The following is a 25701-nucleotide window of genomic DNA, read 5'->3' as shown; positions in this document are numbered from 1 at the left end:
AACGGTAAGCAACCAAAGGTCGCCATCGTCGCCGTGGCCCGAAAGATTATGACCATCCTCAGCGCCATGCTTCGACACAACCAACCCTGGTATCCAGACAAAGCCTGAAAACACAGTTGCTCATCCGTCTCGGCGCTGCGCGCCGATCCACCTTCTCCCACAAGGGGAGAAGGGAAAGTGGCCACCGTCCGGCCCTTCGCTATGGCTCCGGGCGTTCGTCGCTCGAAAAGCCCATTTAGGGGCTTTTCGTCCGCTGCGCGGACCGCTCCTCACCCATGCGCAACCATCACATGGCGCACGGCGGTGTAGTCCTCCAGCGCGTAGAGTGACATGTCCTTGCCGTAGCCGGACTGTTTCAGGCCGCCATGCGGCATATCGTTGGTCAGCATGAAGTGGGTGTTGATCCAGGTGCAGCCATATTGCAGGCGTGCCGCTGTCGCCATGGCACGCGAGACGTCCTTCGTCCACACCGACGAGGCCAGGCCGTAATCGCTGTCGTTGGCCCAGTTCACCGCCTCGTCGACATCCGTGAAACGAGTGACCGAGACGACCGGGCCGAACACTTCGCGGCGCACGATCTCGTCTTCCTGCAGCGCGCCGGCGACGACTGTCGGCTGGTAGTAGAAGCCGGTGCCCTCGCCCGGCTTGCCGCCGGTGGTGATCTCGATGTGTTTCAGTTCCGAAGCGCGCTCGACGAAGCTCGATACGCGGTCGCGCTGGCGGCGCGAGATCAGCGGCCCGATCTCGTTCTCGGTGTCGTCGGGCTGGTTGTATCTGATGGTCGAGACGGCGGAGGAGAGGTCGGCGACGAGCTTGTCGTAGATTTTCTTGCCGGCATAGATGCGGCAGGCCGCTGTGCAGTCCTGACCGGCATTGTAGTAGCCGAAGGCGCGCAGGCCGTTGACGACGGCGCCGAGGTCGGCGTCGTCGAAGACGATGACCGGCGCCTTGCCGCCGAGTTCCAGATGCGTGCGCTTGACCGATTTGGCGGCGGCCTGCAGTACCTTCTTGCCGGTGGCGACGTCGCCGGTGATCGAGATCATATTGACCTTGGGGTGATTGATCAGCGTGTTGCCGACGCTGTCGCCCCGGCCGAGCACGACATTGACGACGCCCTCGGGAAGCACGTCGGCCAGAATCCTGGCCAGCTTCAACGTCGTCAGCGGTGTCTGTTCCGACGGCTTGAAGACCACGGTGTTGCCGCCGGCAATCGCCGGCGCCAGCTTCCAGGCCATCATCATCAGCGGATAGTTCCACGGCGCGATCGAAGCGACGATGCCGATCGCGTCGCGCCGCACCATCGAGGTATGGCCCGGCAGATATTCGCCCGCGACGACGCCGGGCATGGATCGCACCGCGCCGGCGAAGAAGCGGTAGCAGTCGACGATGGCCGGGATTTCGTCATTGAGCACGGCGTTGATCGGCTTGCCGCAGTTCAGCGCTTCGAGCGTGGCGAACTCCCTGGCCTCGGCTTCGATGCGGTCGGCGATTTTGAGCAGGTAGCCGGAGCGTTGCGCCGGCGTGGTGCGCGACCACGAGACGAACGCTTGTTCGGCGGCCGCCACGGCGGCCTCGATCTGTGCCTGGCTGGCTTCCGGCAGGTTGAGAATGGTCGCCCCGGTCTTCGGATTGAGGATCGGCTCGTCGGTCTCGGTGCCCTTTTCGAATTTCGAGCCGATCAGCATCTGGGTGTCCATCAGATTTCTCCCTTGGAAGGAGCGAATGAGGAGCAGCGAATAGCGAGCAGGGTTTGGCTGTCGATTTCTGCTACTCGCTACTCCCTATTCGCTTTTTTTCATTTCCCGCTTCCGGCGATCTGGTCGCCGTCGCGGGTCAGGTAGTAGGCAAAAAGGATCGGCAGCAGCGTCACCAGCACGACGACCATGGCCACGACATTGGTGACCGGTCGCTGGCGCGGGCGGATCAGTTCCTCCAGCATCCAGATCGGCACGGTCTGCTGCTGGCCGGCGGTGAAGGTGGTGACGATGACCTCATCGAAGGACAGCGCGAAGGCCAGCATACCGCCGGCAAGCAGTGCCGTGGCGATGTTGGGCAGCACGACATGCCTGAAGGTCTGGAAGCCGTCGGCGCCGAGATCCATCGAAGCTTCGATCATCGAACCCGAGGAGCGGCGGAACCGGGCGACCGCATTGTTGTAGACCACGACCACGCAGAAAGTGGCGTGGCCGAGCACGATCGTCCAGAACGAGAACGGAATGTCGGCCAGCGCAAAGGCCGAGCGCAGCGCGATGCCGGTGATGATGCCGGGCAGCGCGATCGGGAGGATGACCAGCAGCGAGATGGTTTCGCGGCCGAAGAATTTCGTTCGCGACACGGCGGCGGCGCACAGCGTGCCGAGCACCAGCGCAATCGTGGTCGAGATGGCGGCGACGCGGACCGACAGTGACAGCGCTTCCCAGACATCGGGTCGGTTCCAGGTGACGGCGAACCATTGCGTGGTCAAGCCCGGCGGCGGCCAGACGAAGCTCTTCTCCTCGGTGGTGAAGGCATAGACGAAGATCAGGAGGATCGGCAGATGCAGGAAGAGCAGGCCGCAGGCGGCCGCGATCTTCAGGCCAAGGGGAGCCGACTGGCCGCGGTCAGAGCGCATCGAAGGCCCCCATGCGCTTGGCGCCCCAGAGGTAGAAACCCATGATGACGATGGGCACCACGGTGAAGGCGGCGGCGAGCGGGATGTTGCCGGCGGTACCTTGCTGCGAATAGACGGCCTGGCCGATGAACAGGCGCGAGGTGCCGATGATCTGCGGGATGATGTAGTCGCCCAGCGTCAGTGAGAAGGTGAAGATCGAGCCGGCGACGATGCCGGGCAGCGCCAGCGGGAACAGCACGTTGCGGAAGGTCTGGCCGGGCGAGGCGCCGAGATCGGACGAGGCCTCGACCAGATTGCCGGGCACGCGCTCGAGGGCCGCCTGCACCGGCAGGATCATGAAGGGCAGCCAGACATAGACGAAGACGATGAAGGTGCCGGTAAAGGACACCGACAGCGAATTGCCGCCGACCACGGGCAGCGAGAGCCAGCCATCGAGCAGCCACAGCAGATGCAGCTTGGCGAGCAGCCAGGTCAAAATGCCTTCCTTGGCCAGGATCAGCTTCCAGGCATAAATCTTGACCAGATAGCTCGACCACAGCGGCAGCATGACGCCGAGATAGAACAGCGCTTTCCAGCGGCCGCGCGCGTAACGCGCGGCATAGTAGGCTATGGGGAAGGCGACGATAGCCGAGGCCAGTGTGACCAGTGCCGCCATCGTCACCGTGCGCAGGATGATGTCGAGATTGGCGGCCTGCAACAGGTCGCCATAGGTCTTCAGCGTGAACTGCCGGTTGATGAGGCCGGAGAACTCGTCGATGGAGAAGAAGCTCTGCGCCAACAGCGCGAACAGCGAGCCGATATAGACGATGCCGAGCCACAGAACCGGCGGCAGCAGCATGAGCAGGAGAAGCAGTTTCGGCCGGCGCCAGAACAGGTCCGACAGCGCGCCGCGCAGGCCGCCGCTGCCGGGCAGGATGGCTGGGGCGGGATTGGCGTTGAGGGCGGCGATGGTCATGGGACCACCCTGTGGCAGTGGGGCTTATAGGAGAGGCAGCGATCCTTCACGCCCCCCTCTGTCCTGCCGGACATCTCCCCCACGAGGGGGGAGATTGGCAGCTTCAGCGCCTCGCTCATTCCCGCAACGTTGCTGATTGGCGAAAGCAGTCGCGACATCCAATCTCCCCCCTCGTGGGGGAGATGGCCGGCAGGCCAGAGGGGGGCGCCGTAGAGCGCCACGCTGGAGACTCTAATCGCGCAAACCTTCATCATGCCGGCTCGTCCATCAGATGCAGATGCTCGCGATTGAAGGTGAGCACAACAGCCTCGCCTTCCCTAGGCAGCACTGTCCCCGCCGGCACCACGGCGTGCAGCTTCAACCCGTCGGCATCGAGCGCCAGCCTGGTGGTGGCGCCGAGATAGTTGGTCGAGACGAGACGCGCGGCCACGCCCTCGCCGCTCGCGGCGCGGCCGACGCGAATGGATTCGGGCCTGAGACTCCCCCAGCGGTGCTGGCCGGAATAACGCTGGACGAAGTCCGGCGGCAGCACGTTGGACGAGCCGACGAAATCGGCGACGAAGCGCGTGCTTGGGCGCTGATAGATGTCTTCCGGCGTGCCGATCTGCATAATCCTGCCGTCATTGAAGACGGCGACGCGGTCGGCCATCGACAGTGCCTCGCCCTGGTCGTGGGTGACGAAGACGAAGGTGATGCCGAGCGCCTTCTGCAGTGATTTCAGCTCCTCCTGCATGTTTTCGCGCAGTTTGAGGTCGAGCGCGCCGAGCGGCTCGTCGAGCAGCAGCACCTTGGGCTGGTTGACCAGCGCACGCGCCAGCGCGACACGCTGGCGCTGGCCGCCGGAGAGCTGGCCGGGCCGGCGCGCGCCGTAGCCGGGCAGCCGCACCAGTGACAAGGCTTCTTCCGCCGCCTTGTGCCGCTCGGCCTTGCCGACGCGCTTGACCATCAGTCCGTAGGCGACGTTGTCGAGCACATTGAGGTGCGGGAACAGCGCATAGTCCTGGAACACTGTGTTGACGTTGCGGCGATAGGGCGGCACGCCCTCGGCGCGCTCGCCGAAGATCGAGATGGAACCCGCCGTCGGCTGCTCAAAGCCGGCGATGAGACGCAGGCACGTCGTCTTGCCCGAACCCGATGGCCCCAGCATGGCGAAGAATTCGCCGGGCGCAATGTCGAGGTCGACCGCGTCGACAGCGCGAACACTGCCGAAATGGCGCGAGACTTTTTGAAAGGAAACGGCTGGGGTCATTGGGTGTCCTGATCTGTCAGGCTCGTCAAAATCTCGGGCGTTGGCGCTGCCCCTCATCCGCCTGCCGGCACCTTCTCCCCGTAATAGGGACGGGGAGAAGGGACGCGCTTCAACGCTGACGGTACCCTCTCCCCGTTCTTCACGGGGAGAGGGTAAGGGTGAGGGGCAGCGTCAACTTATCAATAGATGCGCGGCGAAAATCACCGTCCGCCGATGACGCCGATATAATCGGACACCCAGCGATAGTAAGGCACGCATTGATCATTCTGGGTGACGCATTTCGAGACCGGCGTCTTCCAGAACTTGATCTTGTCGAAATTGTCGTAACCGTTGGTCTTGCAGCCTTCCTCGCCGAGCAACTCGTTGCCCTTGCAGGCGGCGGGCACGACCGGCAGCGAACCGAACCAGGCCGAGACATCGCCCTGCACCTTCGGCGCCAGCGAATGCTCGAGCCACATATAGGCGCAGTTCGGGTGCGCCGCGTCGGCTTCCATCATGGTTGTGTCGGCCCAGCCGGTGACGCCTTCTTCCGGCACGGTCGAGGCGACCGGCTTCTTGGCGGCGACAAGTGTGTTGACCTGATAGGGCCACGAGCCCGAAGCAACCACGCCTTCGTTCTGGAAGTCATCGACCTGGATGGCGGCGTCATGCCAGTAGCGGCCGACCAGCGTGCGCTGGACGCGCAGCAATTCGAGCGCCGCCTTGTACTGGTCCTCGTTCAATTCGTAGGGATCCTTGATGCCGAGTTCCGGCTTGTGGAACATCAGGTAGTTGGCGGCATCGGCGATGTGGATCGGTCCGTCATAGGCCTGGACACGGCCCTTGTTGGACTTGCCATCCGGCAGCTTCATTTCCTCGAAAACGACATTCCAGCTCTTCGGCGCTTCCTTGAACACCTCGGTGTTGTACATCAGGATGTTCGGACCCCACTGATAGGGAACGCCGTAATGCACTTTGTCGACGGTGAACCAGGGCGCGTCCTTCAGCCGGTCGTCGACCGTCTTCCAGCTCGCGATGAGATCGGTGTTGATCGGCTGCACGCGCTTGCCGGCGACGAGGCGTAGCGAGGCATCGCCTGAAGCGGTGACGAGGTCGAAGCCGCCCTCGTTCATCAGCGACACCATCTCATCGGATGTGTTGGCGGTCTTGACGTTGACCTTGCAGCCACTCTCCTTCTCGAAGGCGGTGACCCAGTCATAGCCCTTGTCGGTCTCGCCGCGCTCGATATAGCCCGGCCAGGCAACGATGTTGACTTGGCCTTCCCCCTTGCCCAGTTCCTTGACCTGGGCAACCACCTGACCGGAGAAGGTCAGCGCGACCGTCAGCGCAGTGCATGACTTCAGGAATGAATTCATCATCGATCTCCCATTTTGGCGCGTGACCCTGAAACCGCTCCGGTTTTCGCCAGATCACGCGCGGACTGAAAAACGTGCCAGTTCGTCCAATGGACTGATGCCGCTCTGATGGCGGCTTTGGTCCCTGAACGGAAGGTGCTTGGAAAATTCCGGTTTCGCAAATTCATTTATCAGAAGGGCGATATCGGTTTTTCCGATAGATCGCCGCGGATCAGGGCCGCTGGCGGACCGTCCGTTGCGACTGGGCAAGCCCGATGAAGTCGCGTGCTGCCTGCGGCAGGCCGGAGCCGCGCCGCCAGACCATGCCGACCTGCACCACCGGCAAGGCGCCCGAAATGTCGCGCGATTCGATACGGTCGCCTTCCAGCGACCAGGGCCGGTAGACGAGATCTGGCAGCAGCGCCACGCCGGCGCCGGTGGCGACGAGGCTGCGCACGGCTTCCACGGAACGGGTGCGGAAGGCGACGTGCGGCCTGGCGCCGATCGCCGTCAGCAGCTTGCCGGTGTTCTCCTCGATCTCGTCGACGGTGAGCATGATCAGCGGTTCGGAGGCGATATCGCCGATGCCGATGATGTCGGCGCCAGCCAAGGGATGGCCGAGCGGCAGCCACAGCCGATAGGCCGAGACTTCGAGGATTTCCGATTGCAGGGCAGTGCGGTCGCGCAAATTGGAGGTGACCATGACGGCAATGTCGAGCTTGCCGCCGATCAGCAAATGTTCGAGGTAGTCGCCATTGTCCTCTATGGCCGACACCTCGACGCCGGGATAGGCGCGGCGGTAGCGGGAAAGCAGATCCGACAGCACATAGCCGGCGACCAGAGAGGTGACGCCGAGCTGCAGCCGGCCACCGGCGACGGCCTGTTCGCCGGAAAAAGAGCGGCGGGCGTCGGATACGTCGGCGAGGATCTTTGTCGCGTGACGCAGGAACTGGTGGCCCTTGTGGGTGATGTTGAGGCCGCGCGGATGGCGCTCGAACAGTTCGACGCCGAGATCGCTTTCAAGTTCCTTGATCGCTTCGGTGACCGACGATTGCGAGATGGAGAGGTTTTGCGCCGCGCGCGACACCGTGCCTTGCTCGGCAACGGCGACGAAGAACTGCAACTGGCGGATGGTGAAGGCCATGGCCGGACTAAACACCGGCAGGCAAGCGAAGGAAAGCGGATCGCGGAGCTTATCCCATGACCCGGTGGCGCGTTCAGCCGAGCATCAGCCTGATGCGGCGTCGCCATGTCGGGCCATAGCGCCACGCAAGCATGAAGGCCGCCTCCAGCGCCACGACAATAACGATGATGCGCAAGCCCACCGTGAAAGAATCCTGGCCGCTGCCGTGCATGAGATAGCCGGTCAGGAGAAAGCCCGCATTCCATATGGTGGCGCCAAGCAGCGTCGCGGCCGCGAAAGGCAAGGCAGGCAGACACAGCGCGCCAGCTGCGATCGGCAGGTAATTGCGCACGGTCGGGATGAACTGCGCCAGCAAGGATACCCTGACATGATTGCGGCGATAGGCCTGGCCAAGCTTGCGATAGGTTTCGGGGCGCAGGAAGACATATCTGCCGGCTCGTCCGATCAGCCTGTCGGCGCGGTCGAACCCGATCCGGCGGCCGACCCCATACCAGACAAGACAGCCGGTGAAGGAGGCGGAAGTCGTCACCGCCAACAGGATCGCCAGCGTCGCACCGTCAGGCGCGGCCGTCATGCCGAGAAACAGCAGCAACACATGCGAGGGCGGAATCGGCAGGATCTTCTCGGTGAAGGCAAGGCAAAAGACGCCGAACAGGCCGAAGCCGAGAATGACCGACAATGGTCCCGTCATGCGAAGCGCCAGTCATAAGTTCCGGCTGCCTTGATTCTGGCGATGCGATAGACCGTCGCCGGCGGGAAATTGCGGAACGTATGACCAACCCGCGTGACCTCAAGATCGAGCCGGTCGAGCAGCGACTGGTCGAACGGACAGCGCCGTCCGAGCGTGAACTGATAGAGGGCTCCGCCGGGACGAAGGTTCGCGAAAACACCTTCGAGAATGGCGAGCGTCTTCCGCGGCGAAATCAGCCGGAAAGGCAAGCCGCTGACGGCAGCGCCAATCACCGGCCGGTGGAAGAGCGACAGATGGCGCAGGCCGACAGCATCCATTTCAAAAATCCGGGCGGCAGGAAAACGACGCATGAGCAGCGCGGCGAAATCCGGATCGGACTCGATCAGCGTCAGATCCTCCTCCTTCACCCCGCGCGACAGCAGCGCCCGTGTGAAAGGACCTGTTCCTGGACCGAGCTCCAGCACGGGGCCTGTCTCAGGTCCGATGTCACGGGTCATCAATGCCGCCAGGCTGGAGCTGGACGGCGTGACGGAGCCGACCCTGAACGGCGCGACGGTCCACGCCATGAGAAAAGACAGAGCATCATTTGCGGGCATGGTAACCTCAATCCGAGACAACAGCACGCCAACCAGTCTGGTGTGCCACCTGATTTCGCTTCAGCGTCATTTCGCTTCAACGTCGGGCCCGACCTGTTGCATATTCGGGCCCGACGCCTTCACGCCGGCATGGGCGATTCGTGCCGACCGGCGCTGTTTGCCGCGACTGGGTTGCATAGACATTGCGCAATCTCGGAGAGCCAAAGAAAGCGCCTGTCGACCCCGGGCCGTTCGGCTTTGCCATGTTTGCGCAATGTTGGCGCGGTAGCGCCCGAAGCTGTTGCCGTTGCTGGAGAACTGTCGATGCGAATCTTGCTGGTCGAGGACGAGCCCGAAATGGTCTCTGCCTTACGTGCCGCGCTGAAGCGCCACGACATGGTGGTCGATCATGCCGGCACGCTCATCGAAGCCGAAGGCTTCGTCGCCGCCGACAGCTACGACGCGATCCTGCTCGACCGCCAGTTGCCGGATGGCGACGGGCTGTCGCTGGTGCCCAGATTGCGTTCGGCCAAGAACACCACGCCAGTGCTGATGCTGACGGCGAGAGGCGACACAGCGGACAAGGTCGATGGGCTGGACATGGGCGCGGACGACTATCTGGCAAAACCATTCGCCTTCGAGGAATTGCTTGCCCGGTTGCGCGCGCTGCTCAGGCGCCCGGCACCGATGCAGTCGCAATTCATCCGCGCCGGCGACCTGGTGCTCGACGTCGGGCATCGCGAAACGTCGATCCGTGCCGAACCGCTCAGCCTGCCGCGGCGCGAACTCCTGGTGCTGGAGGCGCTGATGCGCCGGACCGGCCGCATGGTGCAGCGCGAGGCGCTGATGGAGGCGGTGTTCGGCCTCGACGACGAGATCCAGTCCAACGCGCTCGACACCCACGTCTCGCGCCTGCGCCGCAAACTCGCCGATGCCGATGCCGGCGTGACGATCAATGGCATTCGCGGCGTCGGCTATCTCCTGCGCGAAACGACATGAGCGCCGAGCTATGAGCCTCAAGCGCCCGCGTTCGCTCAAATGGAGCCTGGTGCTGCGTATCGCCTTGCTGCAATGCGCGATGCTGACGCTGATCATCGTCGGCATTCTCGGCGCCATGCTGGCCACCGGCCTTATCCCGCATGACTACGAGGACGGTACAATGGACGTGCTGGCGGATGCAGTGACACGCGATGCCGGCGGCAAGCTTGTCATCACCGAGACGCCAGATATGGCAAAGCTGCGCTCGAACGTTCCGGACCTCTGGTTCATCATCCGCGACAAGCAAGGGCAGCGACTGGAAGAAGGCAGGGTGCCGGCCATTTTCCAGCCCTTTGTCGGACTGCTGGACACTATCAGCGACGCCCGTATCGACCACGCAATCGGACAAGCCGCGCCGCCGGAGGGAAAGATCCGCTGGACCGATACGGCGGCCGGCAATGTCCAGATCTTCAGCGGCACCAAGGGCGGGCTTTCGCTGCTGCGCCTGCTCGGCCGGGCGCCGCAATTCTTCCTGCAAGGCATATTGCCGCTCGCCGGGCTGATGGCGTTGGCCACGCTGGTCGCGACACCATGGGTGGTGCGCGGCGCACTGTCAGGCCTTGGCCATGCGGCCGCAGAGGCCGAACGCATCGACATCGACCAGCGTGGCGTGCAGCTGCCGCTGAAAGATGTGCCAAAGGAAGTGACGCCGCTGGTCAAGGCGGTGAACGCCGCCCTTGCGCGCCTGGACAAGGGCTATGAACGCCACAAGCGCTTCCTGACCGACGCCGCCCATGAACTCAGGACACCGGTCGCCATCCTCAACACGCGCCTTGCCTCGCTGCCGGCGACGCCGGAGCGGGCAAGGCTGCTGCAGGATGCGGCACGGCTTTCGACGCTGACCGACCAGCTGCTCGACCTGCAGCGCCTCGACCGGCAGACAACGGCCTTCGAAAAGGTAGACCTCGTGGCGATCGCGCGCGGCGTCATCGTCGACCTCGCGCCGATGGCGTTCTCGGCCGGCTACGAAATGTCGTTCGAGCCGGAACGGGACACGCTTTTTGCCACCGGCGACCGCACCGCGATCGAACGCGCGGTGACCAACATCGTGCAGAACGCCATCGAGCATGGCGGCCGCGCCGGCAAGATCACCGTCAGCGTCACAATGCCCGCCATCATCGAGGTCCGGGACGAAGGCGACGGCGTGCCGCCGGGCGAGCGGGAGCGCATTTTCGAGCCCTTCTACCGGCTGCGTCCGCAGGATCACGGCGCCGGCCTCGGCCTCAACCTCGTGCAGGAAATCATGCATCTCCATGGCGGCCGCATCGAGATCCTTGACGGCAAACCGAGCGGCGCCTGCTTCAGGATGAGTTTTCGCGCTTTGCCGGCATAGCGTCGCCGTAAATCATTAAGCGACCTTCGCGTGTTTGACATCGCGAAGAATCGTAACTAATTAAGTTACATGAAACGCAACAGTCGCCTGTCTTCCACCCTGCACATTCTCGTCCACATGGCGGAGAAGCCCGAACAGGCGCTGACCTCCGAGCAGCTTGCCACCTTCATCCACACCAATCCGGTGGTGGTGCGCCGGACCATTGGCGGCTTGCGCGATGCCGGCATCGTCACCTCGTCGCGCGGGCATGGCGGCGGCTGGCTGCTCGGGCGCGCGCCCGAAAACATTTCACTGGCCGAGATCAGCGTGGCTCTTGGCGAGACGCTGCTGCCCTTCAGCACCGAGCCGGAAAGCCCAGGCTGTCTGGTCGAGCAAGCGGTGATCGCCGTTCTCGACGATTTTCGCGTCGCGGCCGAGAAGCTGCTGGCGGAGAAGCTCAGCCGCATCACGCTGGCCGACCTGACCGCCGATTTCCGCCGCCGTTACGCCCTCATTGGAGTCTCCAGCCATGCAGTATGATCTTGCCGTCGTCGGCGGCAGCTTCGCCGGCCTGTCCGCCGCCATCCAGGCGGCGCGGGCGCGGCGCAACGTGCTGGTGATCGACGCCGGCCAGCCACGCAACCGCTTCGCCACGCATTCGCACGGCTTCCTCGGCCAGGACGGGCGAACGCCCGGCGCGATCCTCGACGATGCAAGGCGGCAATTGCTTGCCTATCCGACGGCCAGGCTTGTCACCGCACGTGCGGACAAAGCCATTGCCAACAGCACAAGCGATTTCGAAATCGCCGTCGATGGCGGCGACACATTCGGCGCCGCCCGGCTGGTGCTTGCCACCGGCGTTCGCGACATCCTGCCGGAGGTTCCCGGGCTCGCCGGACAATGGGGTAGGACCGTGCTGCACTGTCCCTATTGCCATGGCTACGAGGTTTCCGGCGGGCCGCTTGGCGTGCTCGCGACCGGTCCGATGTCCATACATCAGGCCCAGCTGATTTCCGACTGGGGTGACGTCACGCTGTTCGGCAACGGCCTGATCGAGCCCGACGCCGAGGAGATGCTTGCCCTGGAGGGCAAGAATGTCAGCTTTGAGCCCGCGCCGGTCAGCGAACTCGGGGAAGACGGCGCCGGCGGATTGGTTGTCCACCTCGACGGCGGCCGAAAGGCGGGCGTCAAGGCGATGTTCACCGCGCCCCGCAACACGATGGCGAGCCCGCTGGCAGAACAGCTCGGTTGCGACTTCAAGGACGGCCTGCTTGGCCCGATGATATCAGTCGATGACAGGCAGCAGACGACGATACCCAGCGTGTATGCCGCCGGAGACGCGGCACGCGCGATGCATAACATCGCCTTCGCCGTGTCGGGTGGCACTTTCGCGGGCGTGTGCGCCCATCAATCCTTGGTGTTCGGCTAAATTCCGGCTTCGCCGCGGGCGATGCTGAGCCGCGCGCCGGCCTGTGCGAGCGCGGCGGCAATGTCATGCGGCGGCGCGCGGTCGGTGGCGAGCTCGGAAAAGCCGTCGAAGCCACAGACCTGAACCAGACCCTGGCGGCCGAACTTCGTGTGGTCGGTGATGACGAGCGAGCGCTGGCCGCGCGACAGCACCATGCGGGCGAATTCCGCCTCTTCCAGATCATAGTCCATGACGCCCGTCAGCGCATCCACGGCGCCGGTGGAGATAATGGCGTGGCTGACCGAGAAGCGGCTGACGAACTCGATGGCCGACGTCCCGAACGCGGCGCCTGAATCGCTGCGCAACTCGCCGCCGGCCATATAGACCTTGTTGCCGTTGATGGTGGCCAGCGTACGGGCGATATCGGACGAGTTGGTGACGACCGTCAGGCGCCGGTGGCCGAGCAGTTCGCGCGCCAGGAACGACGTCGTGGTGCCGGTGTCGAGCATGATCGATTCGCCGTCACGGATGGTGGCCGCGACCGCGCGGGCAATGCTGCGCTTGGCGTCGGCATGCTCACGCATGCGCCGTTCGAACGGCGCTTCGCCGATCATCGACGGCAGACCGATGGCGCCATGCATCTTCAGAACCGAGCCGTCGCTGGTGAGCGGCTTGACGTCACGGCGCACGGTTTCGAGCGACACGCCCAACCGGTCGGCCAGGCTGGCGATGGTGACGGTTCCCTCTTCCTGCAGCAGCCGCAGGATTTCGCCATGCCGTTTCGAGTGGATCATATGCGCGCGCCCCGGAAAATTGCCCGATTCTAGGGCATTCCTAACGTTTTTAAAGGAATTGCCCATTGCTTTCGGGCAAAATACCCAAAAAAAGTCACATCTTTTTATTGACAGAAGGGCAACCCTGGCGTGAAATCCAACCTCAACAGGGGTTCGGAGCTGCGCGGGAGGGTAATTGGCAGGGCCGCAACTCACTGACCAGGCAGCCTGTAACGTGCCTGGCGCAAGGAATTTTCAGATCCGCGGGGGCGGATGCCGGGTTCAAAAACCTGGCCAAGGGGCTCGTCGGTGCGGTGCGGGATACCAATCCTGGCGTCCCGCACCGACGAGATTGTTTGCACTTCCCTCCGCCGTGGTTGCGCTGCCCGTGGCGCCGTGTCGAAGCCCAGCAAACCAGGTCAGCAAACCAGGGATGATTCCGTGATTGCCGAAGACCGCATCCGCGCCCTGTCCTGCTGGACGGGCGCCATCGAGATCGCGCCGCTGCCCGGCGGCTTGAGCAATGCCAATTATGTGGTCACTGACGCGGCCGGCAAACATGTGGTGCGCTTCGGCCAGGACTATCCGTTCCACCATGTCTTCCGCGAACGCGAGGTGATGACCGCACGGGCGGCTCACGCCGCCGGCTTCGCGCCGGCGGTCCATTATGCCGAACCCGGAATCCTGGTGACGGCGTTTCTTGGCGCCAAAACCTATCTGGCCGAGGACGTGCGCGCCAATCTCGGCCGCGTCGCGGCGCTGATGCGCGGCTTTCACCGGGAGATGCCCAACCATATCTCCGGCGCCGGCTTCATGTTCTGGGTGTTCCACGTCATCCGCGATTATGCGCGCACGCTTGACGAAGGCGGCAGCCGAAAGCGCGGCGACCTGGCGCGCTTCCTGGCGCTGGCCGACGAACTGGAGCGGGCGCAGAAATTGCTGCCGATCGTCTTTGGCCACAATGATCTCTTGCCTGCCAACATTCTCGACGACGGCAGCAGGCTGTGGCTGATCGATTTCGAATATGCCGGCTTCAATACTGCCATGTTCGACCTTGCCGGCGTCGCCTCGAACGCCGGCATGAGCGACGCGGAATCCTTCGCCTTCCTGACCGCCTATTTCATGAAGGAGCCTGACGAGGCGATCCGCCGCTCGCACGCCGCCATGCAATGCGCCTCGCTGCTGCGCGAGGCGATGTGGAGCATGGTGTCGGAGCTCTATCTCGACGCGCCCGGCATCGACTACGTCGCCTACACCGAGGAAAACCTGGTGCGGCTCGATGCGGCGCTGGAAAACTACCGGACAAAATACGGGATCCTGAAATCATGACCTTGCCTAGCCAGGCCGCGGTCGTCGTCATTGGCGGCGGCATCATCGGCTGTTCGACGGCCTATCATCTTGCGCGCGACCACAAGGTCGACGTGGTGCTGCTCGAACAGGGCAAGCTGACCTCGGGCTCGACCTGGCATGCCGCCGGGCTGGTGGGGCAATTGCGCTCTTCGGCCTCGATCACGCAAGTGCTGAAATACTCCGTCGACCTTTACAAGGGACTGGAGGCCGAGACCGGGCTCGCCACCGGCTGGAAGATGACCGGCTGCCTGCGGCTCGCCACCAATGCCGACCGCTGGACCGAGTACAGAAGGCTGGCGACGACGGCGAAAAGCTTCGGCATGGACATGCACTTGCTGTCTCCGGCGGAGGTCAAGGCGATGTGGCCGCTGATGGAGACCGGCGATCTGGTCGGCGCTTCCTGGCTGCCGACCGACGGCCAGGCGAGCCCTTCCGACATCACGCAGTCGCTGGCCAAGGGCGCGCGCATGCATGGCGCCAAGCTCTATGAGGACGTGCGCGTCACCGGCTTCGAGATGAAGGGCGACCGCATCACGGCGGTGAAGACCGACCAGGGCGACATTGCCTGTGACAAGGTGGTGAACTGCGCCGGACAATGGGCACGGCAAGTCGGGGCCATGGCCGGCATCAACGTGCCGCTGCAGCCGGTGAAACACCAGTACATCGTCACCGAGAAGATCGCGGGGCTGGCAACCGACGCGCCGACGCTGCGCGACCCCGATCGGCGCACCTATTTCAAGGAGGAGGTCGGCGGCCTGGTGATGGGCGGCTATGAGCCTAACCCACAGGCATGGACGACAGGGGAGGTGCCCAATGACTGGGAGTTCCGGCTGTTCGACGACGACTACGATCATTTCGAGCAGCACATGATTCAGGCGATCGCGCGGGTGCCGGCGCTGGAAACCGTTGGCGTCAAGCAGATGATCAACGGGCCGGAAAGCTTCACGCCGGACGGCAATTTCATCCTCGGCGTAGCGCCCGAATGCGCCAACATGTTCGTCGGCGCCGGCTTCAACGCCTTCGGCATCGCCTCGGGCGGCGGCGCCGGCTGGGGGCTGGCGCAATGGGTGGTCGACGGCGAGGCGCCGCTCGACCTGTGGGTGGTCGACATCAGGCGCTTTTCCAACCTGCACCGCGACCGGCACTGGGTGTGCGAGCGCACGCTGGAAGCCTATGGCAAGCATTACACGATCGGCTTTCCGCACGAGGAGTATGCCAGCGGCCGGCCGCGCATCGTCTCGCCGCTGTATGAGCGGTTGAAACGGCAGCGCGCCGTGTTCGGCTCGAAGCTCGGCTGGGAGCGGCCAAACTGGTTCGCGCCGGAGAGCGTCGAGCCAAAGGACGTCTATTCGATGGGCCGGCAGAACTGGTTTGCTGCCGTCGGCGACGAGCACCGGCATGTGCGCGAACATGTCGGCATCTTCGACCAGTCGTCCTTCGCCAAGTACGAGCTGAGCGGCCCCGACGCGGCGAAGGCGCTGGACTGGATCTGCGCCAACGACGTCAGCAAGCCGGTCGGCCGGCTGACCTACACGCAACTTCTCAACACGCGCGGCGGCATCGAGGCCGACCTGACCGTGTCGCGGCTTGCCGAGGAGAAATTCTACATCGTCACCGGCACCGGTTTCCGCACTCATGACGCCTCGTGGATCAGCGATCATATTGGCGAGGGCCTCGATGCCAGGCTGACCGACGTCACCGAGGATTTCGGCACGCTGTCGCTGATGGGGCCGCGTGCCCGCGACGTGCTTTCGGCGGTGACCGGGAGCGATGTGTCGAATGCCAGCTTCCCGTTCGGCCATATCAGGGAGATCGTCATCGCCGGTCACACGGTGCGGGCGCTGCGCGTCACCTATGTCGGCGAACTGGGCTGGGAGCTGCACGTGCCGATCGCCGCCACCGGCGAAGTCTTCGACGCGCTGATGGCGGCCGGCAAAGAGCACGACATCCGGCCGGTCGGCTACCGCGCGCTGGAATCGCTGCGGCTGGAAAAGGGCTATCGCGCCTGGGGCTCCGACATCACGCCCAACGACACACCGCTGGAGGCCGGGCTCGGCTGGGCGGTCAAGCTCAGGAAGAACACCGACTTCGTCGGACGGCGTGCACTCGAGAAGGTTGGCGGCGCGTCCCTGAAGAAGCGCTTTGCCGGCTTCACGGTCGACGATCCGGAGATCGTGCTGCTCGGCCGCGAAACCATTCTGCGCGACGGCGAGCCAGTCGGCTATCTGACCAGCGGCGGCCATGGCTACACGGTGGGCAAGAATATCGGCTATGGCTATGTGCGCAGCGCCGACGGGGTGAGCGATGATTTCCTCGCCTCGGGCAGCTATGAACTGGTGGTCGCGATGCAGCGGACGCCGGCGAATATCCATCTCGAGCCACTATACGACCCGGCAATGGAGCGCGTGAAGGCTTAGCTTACGCGCAAGGCGAGGCCACGACTGGGCACGGTATCGGCCTCGCCAGGCATGGAGACGTAAGGGCGAGTTTCCTCGGCGCGGGTGACGAGGCCTTGCGCTTCGAGTTCGGCGATGCGCGCGGCAAAGCCCTGATCCCATAGCGTGTTCTTGACCGTCAGCACGATCACCCCGCCCGGCCGGCAGATGCGGATCAATTCGTCCAAGCCCTCGGCGCCGACATGACCCGAGGTGAAGACGCCGGCCGAGATGATGCCGGCATAGGCGTCGTCGGCAAAAGGCAAGGCGCCGCCGAGCGCCAGGCAATGCAGCGCCGAATAGACACCCTTGCGCGCGGCCTGATCCAGCATGCCTTGCGAGATATCCAGCGCCTCGACCTGGGGATAGCCGGCAATATCGAGCCATTCGCCGATCAGCCCGGTCCCTGCCCCGGCGTCGAGCAGCGGGGCTGACCCGCGCGGCAGATGACGGGCGAGCAAGGCAAGGCAGATCGTCGGGTGGCGGTAACCGGCCGCCGACATGTCGGCGTCGTAGGTCTGCGACCAGCGATCATAGAGTGCCGCCACCTCTTCCGGGCGCTTGGCCGCGTAGACTTCGCCGAGCGCGCCATGATGTTTGCTGTCCGCCACGTGTCCACCACCTCCTTCGTCTTGCCGGAATGATAGCCAAACGGCGAAAATTGTGGAACCGTTGCAGCGAAGAAATAACGCGTGGGGACGCAGGCATGGAGACAGACGAGGCGCGAGCAAGACTTGCCGCCATTCCGGTGCTGGCCGGCTACACCGGGCCGCTGGAACGGCTCGGCGGCCTGACCAATCTCGTCTTCAAGGCCGGCGATTACTGCCTGCGCATTCCAGGCAAAGGCACCGAGGAATACATCAACCGCGCCAACGAAGCGGTGGCCGCGCGCGAGGCGGCAAAGGCCGGCGTCAGCCCGGAGGTGCTGCATGCCGACGCCGCCACCGGCCTGATGGTGACGCGCTACATCGCCGGTGCCGAGACGATGTCGCCGGAGAAATTCAGGGACCGGCAGGGCAGTCCGGCCCGGGCGGCCGAGGCCTTCCGCAAGCTGCATGCGTCCGGCGCGGTCTTCCCCTTCCGCTTCGAGCTGTTTTCGATGATCGACGACTATCTCAAGGTGCTGTCGACCAGGGATGTCGCCCTGCCCGCCGGCTATCACGACGTGGTGCGCGAGGCCGGCGGCGTGCGCGAGGCCTTGGCCGTCCGCCCCTTGCCTCTCGTCGCCTGCCATTGCGACCCGCTGTGCGAAAACTTCCTCGATACGGGCGAGCGGATGTGGATCGTCGACTGGGAATATTCCGGGATGAACGATCCGCTCTGGGACCTCGGCGATCTCAGCGTGGAAGGCAGGTTCGACGCCGCCCAGGACGAGGAGTTGATGCGCGCCTATTTCGGCGGCGAGGCGAAGCCGGCGGAGCGCGGCCGCGTCGCCATCTACAAGGCGATGTGCGACCTGTTATGGACGCTGTGGGGGCTGATCCAGCTCGCCAACAACAATCCGGTGGACGATTTCCACGCCTATGCCGACGGCCGCTTCGCGCGCTGCAAGGCGCTGATGGAGACACCAGAGTTTTCCAGGCACCTTGCTGCGATACGCCAGGGCTAGTCACCCGAAATCCGGCCTTAATTGACACCCTTCGGCACGTTCTCCGGCGGCACCGTGGTATCGACCACCTTCTGGCGGTGGAAGATGAACAGGCCGGCGAGAACGATGATGCCCGAGCCGATCAGGATGCGCGGGCTGGGCACGTCGCCGAAGAATGCCAGCCCGAACACCACCGCCCACAGGAGCAGCGTGTAGTGCAGCGGCGCCAGCGTCGAGGCCGGCGCCAGTTTCAGCGCCCGGGTGATCATCAGATGCGCACCGCAGGAGACGATGCCGAGCAGCAGCATGGCGCCGAGATCGAGCGGCGACGGCGTCTTCCAGGCGCCGATGGTCAGCACGCCGCCAACCGCCAGCGTGCCGATCGTCTGCCATGTCACCAGATTGGTGTCGCTCGTGCCGCGCAGGCGCCGGTTGAGGATGATGGCGAAGGCGAAGGCGAGGCTGCCGACAAGCGCGAAACTCGACGACAACGAAAACGCGGCGGAGGACGGTTTCAGCATGATCACCACGCCGCAGAAGCCGAGCAGGATCGCCACCCAGCGGCGCCAGCCGACCTTTTCGCCAAGCAGGAAATGTGACAGCGCCGCCACATAGATCGGCCCGGCCATGTAGAAGCTCATCACATCGGCAAGCGGCAGATAGACGACGGCGGCGTAGAACAAAGCGGTGTCGAGCGTAGTCGCAACCACGCGCAGGATCTGCAGCCCGGGCCGCTCCATCTGGAACAGTCTGCCGGCGCCCTGGTTGGCGATCATCGGGCCGAGCACGATAAAGGCGCCGATCGAACGGATCAGCACCACCTGGCCGACGGAAAAGCTGGCGACCAGCCACTTGCCCATTGCGTCGTTCAGCGCAAACAGGAAGTCGCCGGCCAGCATCAGCAGGATGCCGGCCAGAAGAACATTCCTGATTGGGGAATTCCGCGCCACGGGTTGCGTCATGCCGACCCCGATTCCTCCCTCGCCTGGCCGCGTCGTAGACGGAAGCGGTGGCTTTGACGAGGAGAAATCAGGAAATGAGTAAGACCAGCGTCGGGAATCGGCTGTATCTAGGTGGATATATGTCTGCGGTTCACCTGACCCGGCCTGCCGGGAATGGACAGCCTGGTATCCTGCCTTGTCCTTTCCGCCACCACCTTACCCTTGGCGATGACGCAGATGCGCTCGGCGCGCAGGCGCAGGGCCTCGATCGGATTGCCGGCATCGAGGATCACCAGGCTGGCGCGCTTGCCGACCTCCAGCCCTAGATAATCGAGGCCCATGATCGCGGCGTTGACGTTGGTGACCATGTCGAAGCAGCGCGCCATGTCGGCGGGGCTCGACATCTGGGCGACATGCAGGCCCATGAAGGCGACGTCGAGCATGTCGGCGGTGCCGAGCGAATACCAGGGATCGAGCACGCAATCCTGACCCCAGCCGACACGGATGCCGAGCGCCAGCATTTCCTTGACCCGCGTCATGCCACGCCGCTTGGGAAAGGTGTCATGGCGGCCCTGCAGCATGATGTTGATCAAGGGATTGGGGATCGCGGAAACGCCGGCCTCGGCGATCAGCGGCAGAAGCTTCGAGACATAGTAATTGTCCATCGAATGCATCGAAGTGAGATGCGAGCCGGCGACCCTGCCCTGCAGGCCGAGCCGCTGCGTTTCATAGGCCAGCTGCTCGATGTGGCGCGACAGGGGATCGTCGGTCTCGTCGCAATGCAGGTCGACCATCAGGCCGCGTTCTGCCGCGATTTCGCACAGTTCGGTCACCGAGCACGTGCCGTCGGCCATGGTGCGCTCGAAATGCGGAATGCCGCCGACGATGTCGACGCCCATGTCCAGCGCGCGAATGGTGTTTTGGCGCGCCGTCGGCGAGCGATAGAAGCCGTCCTGCGGGAAGGCCACCAATTGCAGGTCGATATAGGGGGCGACGGTCTTCTTGACCTCCAGCAGCGCCTCGACCGCCAGTAGCCGGTCATCGCAGACATCGACATGGGTGCGGATGGCAAGCAGCCCCATCGACACCGCCCAGTCGCAATAGGCGAGCGCGCGGTCGCGCACCGCTTCGTGCGTCAAAAGCGGCTTCAGTTCGCCCCACAGCGCGATGCCTTCAAGCAGCGTGCCCGATGCGTTGATGCGCGGTATGCCGTAGGACAGCGTGGCGTCCATATGGAAATGCGGATCGACGAAGGGCGGCGACACCAGATTGCCACGGGCGTCGACCTCGGTCCGCGCGGAACCCTCGAGCTTCGGCTCGATCGCCGCGATCGTCTCGCCGCTGATGCCGATGTCGGCGATGCCGCCATCCGGAAGCGTGCCGCCACGAACGATTAGGTCGAAATCCATCTCTCATCATCCCGCTTGAAGAATCACAGTCGCATCGTGTCTCAAAAGACAGCCTGCCGCAGCGGGTTTCTTTCCATGGTCGCGAAAGGTTCCCTCCGGCGGCAACTCCCTCTATAAGCCGCCTTCGTCATCCCGGCATCAAGGATCAGCCGTTGTTTCGCTTCTTCCGCTCGACGGAAAACCAGCGCCTCGTCGCAAGGCTGCTCAGGGAATCGTTCCGGCAGCACAGGGCCGGCTACGCCGCCGCCATCCTGTCGATGCTGGTGGTCGCCGGCATGACGGCCGCCAGCGCCTGGATCCTGCGCGAAATCACCAATGAATTCGTGATCGACAAAAGGATCGACCGCGTCAACATGATTGCCGTGGCGGTCGCCGCGATCTTCATCGTCAAGGGCATCGCCAACTTCGTCCAGGCCTACTTCATGAGCCGGGTCGGTAACGCCATCATCGCCGAACGGCAGCGCAAGATTTATGACCGCATCCTGGCGCAAGGCATCGAGTTCTACCATTCGACCTCGTCATCCGACCTGATCACCCGCATGACCAACAATGCCCAGGCGGCGCGCAACGTGCTCGACCTCATCGTCACCTCCTATGTGCGCGATCTGGTGACGCTGGCCGCCTTGATTGGAGTCATGGTCTGGCAGCAGCCGGCGCTATCGCTGATCTGCTTCGTCGTCGGTCCGCTGGCCATCTATGGCGTCAACCGCATCCTGAAACGCGTCCGCAAGTTCGCTGCTATGGAGTTCCGCTCGGTCGGCCAGATCGTCCAGGTGATGCAGGAAACCGCGATCGGAGTGCGCGTGGTCAAGTCCTTCAACCTCGAAGGCCTGATGCGCAAGCGCATGTACAGGGCGGTGTCCGATGTCGAGGACCGGGCCAACAACATCGCCGCGCTGGAAGCGGTTACCAATCCGGTGATGGAAACGCTGGCCGGGCTGGCGATCGCCGGCGCGGTCATGATCAGCGGCTTGCTGGTTCTGCAGGGCGGCCAGATGCCTGGCAACATCATGGCCTTCATCGCCGCGCTGCTGCTTGCCTACGAGCCGGCTAAACGCCTCGCACGCGTCCGTATCTCGTTGGAGAGCGGCATTGTCGGCGTGCGCATGATGTTCCAGTTGGCCGACGAGCCGCTGACATTGGCCGAGAAGCCGGATGCCAAGCCGCTTCAGGCCGGGCCCGGCGAGATACGGTTCGACGCCGTCAGCTTCGCCTATCAGAACGGCCCGCCGGTGCTGGAAGGGTTCGACCTGACCCTTGAGGCCGGCAAGATGACGGCGCTGGTCGGGCCTTCCGGCGGCGGCAAGTCGACGATCCTCAACCTGATCATGCGCATGTATGACCCCAAGAGCGGCAGGGTGCTGCTCGATGGCCAGGATATTTCCCATGCCACGCTGGCCTCGCTCAGGGAAAAGATCGCCTATGTCAGCCAGGACACGTTCCTGTTTGCCGGCACGATCATGCATAACATCCGTCTTGGGCGCGAGGGCGCCACCGACGACGAGGTGATCGCCGCGGCCAAGGCGGCCAACGCGCATGACTTCATCGTCGCGCAGCCGAAAGGCTACGAAACCGATGTCGGCGAGAATGGCGGCCTTTTGTCAGGCGGCCAGCGCCAGCGCATTTCCATCGCGCGTGCCATGCTGCGCAACGCCGAAATCCTGCTGCTGGACGAAGCGACCAGCGCGCTCGACGCGGAGTCGGAGGCGCTGTTCCGCGACGCGCTGCAACAACTGACGGAAGGGCGCACCACGATCGTCATCGCGCACCGCCTGTCCACCGTGCACCAGGCCGACACGATCGTGGTGCTGGAAGCCGGCAAGGTGGTGGAAAGCGGGGCGCATCGTGCCCTGCTCAAGCAGGGCGGGCTTTACCAGAAGCTTTATGAATATCAGCTGATGCCGTGAGGGTGCCTTCGAATGTAGGTGCCAGACCCCCTCATCCGGCCCTCCGGGCCACCTTCTCCCCGAGGGGAGAAGAGGTCGTCAACGCGGGCGTCAGCCTCTTCTCCCCAACGGGGAGAAGGTGGCCGCGCAAGCGGCCGGATGAGGGGGCCGGCGCGAACCTTACTCCGGCACGTGCCTCACCGCGCCCTTGTCGGCGCTGGTGGCGAAGGCGGCGTAGGCGCGCAGCGCGGTCGTCACCTTGCGCTTGCGCTTTTCCTCCGGCTTCCAGGCGTTCGCGCCCTTGGCCTCCATCGCCGCGCGGCGCGCGTCGAGTTCGGCGTCGCTGACGGCCAAGCGGATGGTACGGTTGGGGATGTCGATCTCGATCGTGTCGCCCTCATGCACCAGCCCGATCAGCCCGCCTTCCGCCGCTTCCGGCGAAGCATGGCCGATCGACAGGCCCGACGTGCCGCCGGAGAAGCGTCCGTCGGTGACCAGCGCGCAGGCCTTGCCGAGGCCCTTCGACTTCAGGTAGCTGGTCGGGTAGAGCATCTCCTGCATGCCGGGGCCGCCGCGCGGGCCCTCATAGCGGATGACGACGACATCGCCGGCCTTGATCTCATTGGCGAGGATCGCCTTGACGCTGGCGTCCTGGCTTTCGAAGACGCGAGCCGGACCGGTGAATTTCAGGATCGACTCGTCGACACCGGCCGTCTTCACGATGCAGCCGTCGAGCGCCAGATTGCCTTTCAGTACGGCAAGGCCGCCGTCCTTGGAGAATGGCGTCTTCGCCGAGCGGATGACGCCGGTCTCGCGGTTCGTGTCGAGCTCGTCCCAACGGCGGTCCTGGCTGAAGGCGACCTGCGTCGGCACGCCGCCGGGAGCGGCGAGGAAGAAGTCGCGCACATTCTGGCTCGAGGTGCGCGAAATATCCCAATGGTCGAGCGCTTCGCCGAGGCTGGCGGTGTGCACCGTCGGCAGGTCGCGGTTGATCAGTCCGGCCTCGTCGAGTTGGCCGAGGATGGCCATGATGCCGCCGGCGCGGTGGACGTCTTCCATGTGCACGTCCGACTTGGCCGGCGCCACCTTGCACAGCACCGGCACGCGCCGCGACAGCCGGTCGATGTCTTCCATGGTGAAGTCGACCTCGCCCTCATGCGCGGCGGCCAGGATGTGCAGCACGGTGTTGGTCGAGCCGCCCATGGCGATGTCAAGCGTCATGGCGTTCTCGAAGGCGCCCTTGGAAGCGATGCTGCGCGGCAATGCGCTCTCGTCATCCTGTTCGTAATAGCGCTGGGCGAGATCGACGACGAGATGGCCGGCCTCGACGAACAGCCGCTTGCGGTCGGCATGCGTGGCCAGTGTCGAGCCGTTGCCGGGCAGCGAAAGCCCCAGCGCCTCGGTCAAACAATTCATCGAATTGGCGGTGAACATGCCGGAGCACGAACCGCAGGTCGGACAGGCCGAGCGCTCGATGACCTTGACGTCCTCGTCAGAGATCTTGTCGTCGGCGGCCGCGACCATGGCGTCGACAAGGTCGAGCGCCTGGGTCTTGCCGGCCAGCACGACCTTGCCGGCTTCCATCGGTCCGCCGGAGACGAAGACGGTCGGGATGTTGAGGCGCAGCGAGGCCATCAGCATGCCGGGGGTGATCTTGTCGCAGTTGGAGATGCAGACCATGGCGTCGGCGCAATGGGCGTTGACCATGTATTCGACGGAATCGGCGATCAGTTCGCGCGACGGCAGCGAATAGAGCATGCCGTCATGGCCCATGGCGATGCCGTCATCGACGGCGATGGTGTTGAATTCCTTGGCAACACCGCCGGCCTTCTCGATCTCACGCGCGACGAGCTGGCCAAGGTCCTTCAGATGGACATGGCCAGGCACGAACTGGGTGAAAGAGTTAACCACCGCGATGATCGGCTTGCCGAAATCACTGTCCTTCATGCCGGTGGCGCGCCACAGGCCGCGGGCGCCGGCCATGTTGCGGCCATGGGTGGTGGTGCGGGAACGATAGGCGGGCATGAATTTTCCTTGGCTGGCTTGGCTGCGCTCGGTGAGGAGCGTGGCGGCGCTGAATTTTGATCGCAGGGTTTATAGACCGGCAAGTATGGTCTGGCCACATTTTTGCAATGCGCCAGAGTCTTACCGAAAATCGGCGTCTGCAAAAAAATTGCATGCCCTGTCGGATCGCGCGCCGGACGCCCGTCCTTGGTTCAACGGCAAGGGAATGGCACCATTCCCGGAGCCAGCCGTTTCACCGTAGCAGCAAGAAGCAACCGAGGAGCGCGACATGCAAAAGATCACCACCTGCCTGTGGTTCGACGACCAGGCCGAAGAGGCGATGAATTTCTACGTCTCCATTTTCAAGAACTCGAAGGTGCTGAGCGTGATGCGCTGGCCAGAGGGTCATGCAAATGAAGGCAAGGCGCTGGTGACCACGTTCGAACTCGACGGCGTGCAGTTCCAGGCGCTCAACGGCGGACCGCAATTCAAGTTCAACGAGGCAATGTCGCAGTCGATCGACTGCAAGACGCAGGAAGAGGTCGATTATTTCTGGGACAGGCTCATCGAAGGCGGTGGCGAACCGTCGCAATGCAGCTGGCTGAAAGACAAGTTCGGTGTCTCCTGGCAGGTCGTGCCGGAGCAACTGCCCAGGCTGCTTCAGGACCCGGACAGGGCCAAGGCCGGCCGGGTGATGTCGGCGATGATGCAGATGGGCAAGATCGACATCGCCAAATTGGAGGCGGCGGCGAAGGGGTGAGAAGCGCGATCTTGCCTTCTCCCCTTGTGGGAGAAGGTGGATCGGCGCGATAGCGCCGAGACGGATGAGGGGTGTTCCAGCGGAGTGAGACGTTGGCGTTCCCTGGAACACCCCTTGTGTGTTTGGAATCGTGCATTGTTGAGGGTGCCACGGACCAGGTGCTTGCCTGATCCGTGGCGGCGGTCGAGAGCCCGTCACCCCTCAGGTGGCTTAAACCGTGGATGAGCTGGGGCCCGAC

General features: G+C 64.1%; 22 protein-coding genes and 1 pseudogene. 10 read left to right on the top strand and 13 right to left on the bottom strand.

Features of this window, described 5'->3' with window-relative positions:
* A pseudogene (locus EN845_RS36460) lies at positions 1-108 on the top strand (IS110 family transposase); the annotation flags it as partial.
* Between the two features lie 161 nt (positions 109-269).
* On the opposite strand, the gene EN845_RS33110 reads toward EN845_RS36460, so the two are convergent.
* The 8 genes from EN845_RS33110 to EN845_RS33070 form a co-directional block, all read right to left on the bottom strand.
* Positions 270-1697 carry a gamma-aminobutyraldehyde dehydrogenase gene (locus EN845_RS33110; protein WP_127873565.1) on the bottom strand — a complete coding sequence of 476 codons (1428 nt, stop codon included), beginning with the start codon at positions 1695-1697 and terminating at the stop codon, positions 270-272.
* Positions 1698-1795: 98 nt separating this feature from the next.
* Complete coding sequence (locus EN845_RS33105) at positions 1796-2611, bottom strand: ABC transporter permease (protein WP_127873566.1); 816 nt, start codon at positions 2609-2611, stop codon at positions 1796-1798.
* Positions 2601-3566 carry an ABC transporter permease gene (locus tag EN845_RS33100; protein WP_127873567.1) on the bottom strand — a complete coding sequence of 322 codons (966 nt, stop codon included), beginning with the start codon at positions 3564-3566 and terminating at the stop codon, positions 2601-2603. Before EN845_RS33100 ends, EN845_RS33105 begins: the two co-directional genes overlap by 11 nt.
* Before the next feature lie 250 nt (positions 3567-3816).
* On the bottom strand, positions 3817-4815 hold the full coding sequence (locus EN845_RS33090; RefSeq protein WP_127873568.1) for an ABC transporter ATP-binding protein: 999 nt from the start codon (positions 4813-4815) through the stop codon (positions 3817-3819).
* A gap of 200 nt (positions 4816-5015) precedes the next feature.
* Positions 5016-6170, bottom strand: a complete 1155-nt coding sequence (locus EN845_RS33085; protein ID WP_127873569.1) for an ABC transporter substrate-binding protein — start codon at positions 6168-6170, stop codon at positions 5016-5018.
* Positions 6171-6381: 211 nt separating this feature from the next.
* Complete coding sequence (locus EN845_RS33080; protein WP_127873570.1) at positions 6382-7293, bottom strand: LysR substrate-binding domain-containing protein; 912 nt, start codon at positions 7291-7293, stop codon at positions 6382-6384.
* A 73-nt stretch (positions 7294-7366) separates the two neighbouring features.
* The gene (locus EN845_RS33075; RefSeq protein ID WP_127873571.1) at positions 7367-7984 is read right to left on the bottom strand and encodes a DedA family protein; all 618 of its coding nucleotides are present in this window, start codon (positions 7982-7984) and stop codon (positions 7367-7369) included.
* Complete coding sequence (locus tag EN845_RS33070) at positions 7981-8448, bottom strand: phospholipid methyltransferase (protein ID WP_245511872.1); 468 nt, start codon at positions 8446-8448, stop codon at positions 7981-7983. The genes EN845_RS33075 and EN845_RS33070 overlap by 4 nt, the downstream gene beginning before the upstream one ends.
* 435 nt (positions 8449-8883) lie before the next feature.
* Here EN845_RS33070 and EN845_RS33065 point away from each other — a divergent pair, with 435 nt between their 5' ends.
* The 4 genes from EN845_RS33065 (at position 8884) to EN845_RS33050 (ending at position 12338) form a co-directional block, all read left to right on the top strand.
* Complete coding sequence (locus EN845_RS33065) at positions 8884-9558, top strand: response regulator transcription factor (protein ID WP_127873572.1); 675 nt, start codon at positions 8884-8886, stop codon at positions 9556-9558.
* Positions 9559-9568: 10 nt separating this feature from the next.
* Positions 9569-10930, top strand: coding sequence for a HAMP domain-containing sensor histidine kinase (locus EN845_RS33060; RefSeq protein WP_127873573.1), 1362 nt, complete (start codon positions 9569-9571; stop codon positions 10928-10930).
* Positions 10931-10999: 69 nt separating this feature from the next.
* Entirely contained in the window at positions 11000-11449 is a 450-nt protein-coding gene (locus tag EN845_RS33055) for an Rrf2 family transcriptional regulator (protein WP_127873574.1), read from the top strand.
* Positions 11439-12338, top strand: coding sequence for an NAD(P)/FAD-dependent oxidoreductase (locus EN845_RS33050; protein ID WP_127280251.1), 900 nt, complete (start codon positions 11439-11441; stop codon positions 12336-12338). Before EN845_RS33055 ends, EN845_RS33050 begins: the two co-directional genes overlap by 11 nt.
* Here the strand turns inward: EN845_RS33050 and EN845_RS33045 are convergent.
* On the bottom strand, positions 12335-13111 hold the full coding sequence (locus EN845_RS33045; RefSeq protein ID WP_127280250.1) for a DeoR/GlpR family DNA-binding transcription regulator: 777 nt from the start codon (positions 13109-13111) through the stop codon (positions 12335-12337). The genes EN845_RS33050 and EN845_RS33045 overlap by 4 nt on opposite strands.
* 420 nt (positions 13112-13531) lie before the next feature.
* On the opposite strand from EN845_RS33045, the gene EN845_RS33040 reads away from it, so the two are divergent.
* Entirely contained in the window at positions 13532-14419 is an 888-nt protein-coding gene (locus EN845_RS33040) for a phosphotransferase family protein (RefSeq protein ID WP_127873575.1), read from the top strand.
* On the top strand, positions 14416-16857 hold the full coding sequence (locus tag EN845_RS33035) for an FAD-dependent oxidoreductase (protein WP_127873576.1): 2442 nt from the start codon (positions 14416-14418) through the stop codon (positions 16855-16857). Before EN845_RS33040 ends, EN845_RS33035 begins: the two co-directional genes overlap by 4 nt.
* On the opposite strand, the gene EN845_RS33030 is transcribed toward EN845_RS33035, so the two are convergent.
* On the bottom strand, positions 16854-17486 hold the full coding sequence (locus EN845_RS33030; RefSeq protein WP_127278645.1) for a class I SAM-dependent methyltransferase: 633 nt from the start codon (positions 17484-17486) through the stop codon (positions 16854-16856). The genes EN845_RS33035 and EN845_RS33030 overlap by 4 nt on opposite strands.
* 95 nt (positions 17487-17581) lie before the next feature.
* On the opposite strand from EN845_RS33030, the gene EN845_RS33025 reads away from it, so the two are divergent.
* Entirely contained in the window at positions 17582-18484 is a 903-nt protein-coding gene (locus EN845_RS33025; RefSeq protein WP_127873577.1) for a phosphotransferase family protein, read from the top strand.
* A 17-nt stretch (positions 18485-18501) separates the two neighbouring features.
* Here the strand turns inward: EN845_RS33025 and EN845_RS33020 are convergent, their stop codons facing one another.
* Positions 18502-19425 (bottom strand): DMT family transporter, encoded by a 924-nt coding sequence (locus EN845_RS33020; RefSeq protein ID WP_127873578.1) that lies wholly within the window; start codon positions 19423-19425, stop codon positions 18502-18504.
* Positions 19426-19532: 107 nt separating this feature from the next.
* Positions 19533-20813, bottom strand: coding sequence for an amidohydrolase family protein (locus EN845_RS33015; protein WP_127278648.1), 1281 nt, complete (start codon positions 20811-20813; stop codon positions 19533-19535).
* Positions 20814-20965: 152 nt separating this feature from the next.
* Between EN845_RS33015 and EN845_RS33010 the strand changes: the two genes are divergently transcribed.
* The gene (locus tag EN845_RS33010) at positions 20966-22720 is read left to right on the top strand and encodes an ABC transporter ATP-binding protein (RefSeq protein WP_127278649.1); all 1755 of its coding nucleotides are present in this window, start codon (positions 20966-20968) and stop codon (positions 22718-22720) included.
* Positions 22721-22879: 159 nt separating this feature from the next.
* Here the strand turns inward: EN845_RS33010 and ilvD are convergent, their stop codons facing one another.
* Positions 22880-24724: a dihydroxy-acid dehydratase gene (ilvD, locus tag EN845_RS33005; protein ID WP_127278650.1), complete on the bottom strand. Its 1845-nt coding sequence runs from the start codon at positions 24722-24724 to the stop codon at positions 22880-22882.
* Between the two features lie 268 nt (positions 24725-24992).
* Here ilvD and EN845_RS33000 point away from each other — a divergent pair, with 268 nt between their 5' ends.
* Entirely contained in the window at positions 24993-25463 is a 471-nt protein-coding gene (locus EN845_RS33000; RefSeq protein ID WP_127873579.1) for a VOC family protein, read from the top strand.
* The last annotated feature ends 238 nt before the right edge of the window (positions 25464-25701 follow it).

The organism is Mesorhizobium sp. M8A.F.Ca.ET.202.01.1.1, from assembly GCF_004791595.1.
In the GTDB taxonomy this organism is placed as follows: domain Bacteria; phylum Pseudomonadota; class Alphaproteobacteria; order Rhizobiales; family Rhizobiaceae; genus Mesorhizobium.
This window is presented reverse-complemented; position numbering and strand designations above follow the sequence as displayed.

Bases quoted from the DNA above. Each gene is read 5' to 3' on its own strand.
- EN845_RS33090 (WP_127873568.1), bottom strand. From the start codon at position 4,815: ATGACCCCAGCCGTTTCCTTTCAAAAAGTCTCGCGCCATTTCGGCAGT.
- EN845_RS33100 (WP_127873567.1), bottom strand. From the start codon at position 3,566: ATGACCATCGCCGCCCTCAACGCCAATCCCGCCCCAGCCATCCTGCCC.
- EN845_RS33045 (WP_127280250.1), bottom strand. From the start codon at position 13,111: ATGATCCACTCGAAACGGCATGGCGAAATCCTGCGGCTGCTGCAGGAA.
- EN845_RS33055 (WP_127873574.1), top strand. From the start codon at position 11,000: ATGAAACGCAACAGTCGCCTGTCTTCCACCCTGCACATTCTCGTCCAC.
- EN845_RS33110 (WP_127873565.1), bottom strand. From the start codon at position 1,697: ATGGACACCCAGATGCTGATCGGCTCGAAATTCGAAAAGGGCACCGAG.
- EN845_RS33060 (WP_127873573.1), top strand. From the start codon at position 9,569: ATGAGCCTCAAGCGCCCGCGTTCGCTCAAATGGAGCCTGGTGCTGCGT.
- EN845_RS33080 (WP_127873570.1), bottom strand. From the start codon at position 7,293: ATGGCCTTCACCATCCGCCAGTTGCAGTTCTTCGTCGCCGTTGCCGAG.
- EN845_RS33065 (WP_127873572.1), top strand. From the start codon at position 8,884: ATGCGAATCTTGCTGGTCGAGGACGAGCCCGAAATGGTCTCTGCCTTA.
- EN845_RS33085 (WP_127873569.1), bottom strand. From the start codon at position 6,170: ATGAATTCATTCCTGAAGTCATGCACTGCGCTGACGGTCGCGCTGACC.
- EN845_RS33075 (WP_127873571.1), bottom strand. From the start codon at position 7,984: ATGACGGGACCATTGTCGGTCATTCTCGGCTTCGGCCTGTTCGGCGTC.
- ilvD (WP_127278650.1), bottom strand. From the start codon at position 24,724: ATGCCCGCCTATCGTTCCCGCACCACCACCCATGGCCGCAACATGGCC.
- EN845_RS33020 (WP_127873578.1), bottom strand. From the start codon at position 19,425: ATGACGCAACCCGTGGCGCGGAATTCCCCAATCAGGAATGTTCTTCTG.
- EN845_RS33015 (WP_127278648.1), bottom strand. From the start codon at position 20,813: ATGGATTTCGACCTAATCGTTCGTGGCGGCACGCTTCCGGATGGCGGC.
- EN845_RS33105 (WP_127873566.1), bottom strand. From the start codon at position 2,611: ATGCGCTCTGACCGCGGCCAGTCGGCTCCCCTTGGCCTGAAGATCGCG.
- EN845_RS33000 (WP_127873579.1), top strand. From the start codon at position 24,993: ATGCAAAAGATCACCACCTGCCTGTGGTTCGACGACCAGGCCGAAGAG.
- EN845_RS33025 (WP_127873577.1), top strand. From the start codon at position 17,582: ATGGAGACAGACGAGGCGCGAGCAAGACTTGCCGCCATTCCGGTGCTG.
- EN845_RS33050 (WP_127280251.1), top strand. From the start codon at position 11,439: ATGCAGTATGATCTTGCCGTCGTCGGCGGCAGCTTCGCCGGCCTGTCC.
- EN845_RS33035 (WP_127873576.1), top strand. From the start codon at position 14,416: ATGACCTTGCCTAGCCAGGCCGCGGTCGTCGTCATTGGCGGCGGCATC.